The organism is Xenorhabdus entomophaga (assembly GCF_037996725.1).
Taxonomy (GTDB): domain Bacteria; phylum Pseudomonadota; class Gammaproteobacteria; order Enterobacterales; family Enterobacteriaceae; genus Xenorhabdus; species Xenorhabdus khoisanae.
In genome coordinates this window covers 1-214 of sequence record NZ_JBBMXH010000575.1, presented here as the reverse complement: position 1 = coordinate 214, position 214 = coordinate 1, and the positions used below count along the sequence as shown (strand labels likewise).

1 protein-coding gene is annotated in these 214 nt (G+C 44.4%); it reads right to left on the bottom strand.

Annotated elements, in window-relative coordinates; genetic code table 11:
• Positions 1–214: hypothetical protein (locus AAC854_RS24115; protein WP_340619234.1), on the bottom strand; the 214-nt coding region annotated here is incomplete at both ends.

The following is a 214-nucleotide window of genomic DNA, read 5'->3' as shown; positions in this document are numbered from 1 at the left end:
GACCTTCATTAGGTGTTCAATTAATCCTGTCGGCTTGGGGTAATCAAAAACAGCGGAACCAAGAAGCGCTTCAACCTCTTTACTTCCCTGCTTCGTGGTAAAGCCGGTTATGATGGTTTTGGGATGTTCAGTGCCCCGCTTTTTAACATATTGAAGCACACCATTAGGCTTGAAGAAGAACTCAACAACCTGCTGTCCTTTAGAGTCAAAAGTC